Source organism: Xanthomonas axonopodis (genome assembly GCF_001304695.1).
Taxonomy (GTDB): Bacteria; Pseudomonadota; Gammaproteobacteria; order Xanthomonadales; family Xanthomonadaceae; genus Xanthomonas; species Xanthomonas axonopodis.
Genome location: NZ_JFAQ01000116.1, coordinates 1 through 2,633 on the forward strand (window position 1 = coordinate 1; position 2,633 = coordinate 2,633).

At 64.8% G+C, this 2,633-nt stretch carries 4 protein-coding genes; all 4 read right to left on the reverse strand.

Features of this window, described 5'->3' with window-relative positions:
* Positions 1-451 precede the first annotated feature (451 nt).
* Complete coding sequence (erpA, locus tag XAXN_RS11430; RefSeq protein ID WP_002808218.1) at positions 452-838, reverse strand: iron-sulfur cluster insertion protein ErpA; 387 nt, start codon at positions 836-838, stop codon at positions 452-454.
* Between the two features lie 83 nt (positions 839-921).
* A complete protein-coding gene (locus XAXN_RS11435) occupies positions 922-1,371 on the reverse strand; it encodes a bactofilin family protein (RefSeq protein WP_054319637.1) in 450 nt (149 codons plus the stop codon).
* Between the two features lie 3 nt (positions 1,372-1,374).
* The gene (locus XAXN_RS11440; RefSeq protein WP_134980387.1) at positions 1,375-2,112 is read right to left on the reverse strand and encodes a DUF6776 family protein; all 738 of its coding nucleotides are present in this window, start codon (positions 2,110-2,112) and stop codon (positions 1,375-1,377) included.
* Between the two features lie 142 nt (positions 2,113-2,254).
* Positions 2,255-2,633: transposase (locus XAXN_RS11445; RefSeq protein WP_167694788.1), on the reverse strand; the 379-nt coding region annotated here is incomplete at its 5' end.

Here is a 2,633-nt window from a genome sequence, read left to right on the forward strand (position 1 = left end):
CATGGGATCAAACACCTAGGCGCGCGTGTAGATTGCCCGCCTTGCGAGCGCAACCCAGGCCATCAAATGCGTGTTTAGCTATTGATCGCCAGCAACACGCTGCATTCCTGTCGTTGTGCTGAATCACCTTGCATAGCCGCGCACGGCGAAGGCACTTTCAACTCCGCACGTGGCTCGCTGCTTTACGCGTCTTACGTGGCGCGCAGCGCTGTCGTCGTTTTGAAGGATTACCGCGGTCATTGCCCAGCGTGGAAGGACTCACATGCCCGCAGGACCGGCCGCGGCCATTCGCGCGCTGCGCAGTTCGCGTTGGCAGCCTCATCATGATGACGGTCGGCAGTGGCCCGATGAGCCACAGCGGCGAAGCAAGCGATGCACCACGCTCACTCAACGCGAATGCACCGCAGAAAATACGCGCTGCGCGCCAGCAATGCGCATCTCCCAGATGCAATCAAACGCTGAAGCTGCTCCCGCACCCGCAGGTGGTTTTCGCATTGGGATTGCGGATCACGAACTGCGCGCCAGTCAGGCTCTCGGTGTAATCCACCTCGGCGCCCATTAGGTATTGCAGGCTCAGCGGATCCACCAGCAGCGTCACACCATCGGTGGCCACGGCCAGGTCGTCCTCGGCGCGGTTCTCGTCGAACTCGAAGCCATACTGGAAGCCGGAGCACCCTCCGCCCTGGATGTACACGCGCAATGCCAGGTCGGCGTTGCCCTCTTCCTGGATCAGCTCGCGCACCTTGGCAGCAGCGGCCACGGAAAAGTTCAGTGGCCGGTCGATGGACTGGTAGTCCGGCGCCGGGGCGGCAGTGGGAAGCGAAACGAGCGTACTCATGGCGCCAGCATGGGGGCCAGACGGCCCCACTTCAAGCCACGCCGCCGTATCGGCTGCCGCGGCATTCATCGCGCATGCCGCACTCAGGCGTCCGCGGTTTCGGCCTGCAATGCCGTGACCGGTTCGGCTCGGCTGGCTTCCGGCGCCGGCAGCGCCGCCGTTGCGCCGGCCGTAGCGGCATGGATCAGCCGCCCGGTGAGCTGCGCGCCGGCGCTCATTTCCACCACCTGGTAGTGCACGTTGCCCTGCACGCGCGCATTGGCGGCCAGTTCGACGCGCTCGGCCGCGTGCACATCGCCGGTCAGCTGGCCATTGATGATCACCACCGGCGCACGCACTTCGCCCTCGATGCTGCCCTGCTCGGCCACCGTCAAGGTGGCGCTGGCGCCGTCTTCGGCAATCACCTTGCCCAGGATGCGGCCTTCCACATAAAGCCCGCCGCTGAACATCAGGTCGCCGCGGATCACCACCTGCGGCCCGATCAAGGTATCGACCACGGTCTGCGCACCACGGTTGGACTTGTTTCCGAACATGAGCTACTCCCCCGCGCCATTGCCGGCGACTTTCCAATCGAATGTCTGACTGACCGGCGCCCCATCGCCGCTCAGGGAGATTTTGACACGTTGCGGGGTGAAATCCTTCGGCAGGATCACGCTACCGTCCAGCTGCTGGAAATAGCGGAACGAGTACGGTTGCCCGGCGGCATCGGGCTTCTGGTGCAACTCGTTCCAGCTCACCGTCACCAGCTTGCCGGCGCGCACGCCTTCCACCGCAAAGCGCAGCTGGCCCTGGCTGATTGCGCCGCGGTTGAGGTTCTGGGTCAGCACCACGCTGTAATTCCAGGTGCCGCCGGCTTCGGCGGTGAATTGCACCGAGTGCGCGTTGAGCCCCTTGCGCTGTGCGGTGGAGCCCACCAGCCGCTCGTAGAACGCCACGTCGGCGCGCAGCGCGGCGATCTGCTCGTCGCGCTCGGCCAGCGAAGCCTGCACCTCGGTATTGGCCGCGCGGCTGATCTTGTCCGACATCGCCAGATTGACCTGGCGCTGCTGCAATTGTTCGATCTGCCGACGTTGCCGGGCCTGGCTGCGTTGCGCCTGCTGCAGCGCTGCCTCGGCCTTCATCAGCCGCGGGGCGGCCGTGCGCGTGGCCATCCACCACACCCCGCCCAGCGAAGCCAGCCAGACGATGGCGATCAGCAGCCACCACCAGCGGCCACTGGAACGGCCAGCGCCGGAGGCACGTTGGACGATCTGTACGCGTGCGGCTGGTCTCATGGGCATCGGGTCCGGACGGGCCGGCGCAATCATGGGCGGCGTAGTGTGCCAGAGCCCCAACAATCGTCGCGCTGGCGCTGGCCCGGCGGTTATCCCAAAGTTCTGCGATAGTTCTGCAATTATTCCTGATTAGCCCTATCCCTCAGCCATGAAAGTTGCTTGCCATACGCAAAACGCGCTCTGGGCAAGGTTTACAGCGCATCAGCGCCGTCGCCAGTCGCCAGTCGCCAGTCGCCAGTCGCGGCAGCATCTGCTCCAGACGAAATCGGCGGTTGAATCGATAGGCCGCTTCGGCCAAGTAGCGCCGCGCATATTTGGCTTGGCGCACCGCATGGTAGGTGCCGCTGATGGCACGTTTGACATTGCCCAGCACCACATTCAACCAGCGTGCTCCCTGGACTTCGGTTGCAGCACGACCGCCGCCGGTATCGAGGCTGGTGTGGGCATGCCCGGCCTCCTCCAGACGGCGAAAGCACGCCAAGCCGTCGCTATAGACCTCGCATCCCGGCTCCAGACGCCGT

Excerpts from the sequence above, each read along its gene's own strand:
- XAXN_RS11435 (WP_054319637.1), bottom strand. The coding sequence starts at position 1,371 with ATGTTCGGAAACAAGTCCAACCGTGGTGCGCAGACCGTGGTCGATACC.
- erpA (WP_002808218.1), bottom strand. The coding sequence starts at position 838 with ATGAGTACGCTCGTTTCGCTTCCCACTGCCGCCCCGGCGCCGGACTAC.
- XAXN_RS11440 (WP_134980387.1), bottom strand. The coding sequence starts at position 2,112 with ATGAGACCAGCCGCACGCGTACAGATCGTCCAACGTGCCTCCGGCGCT.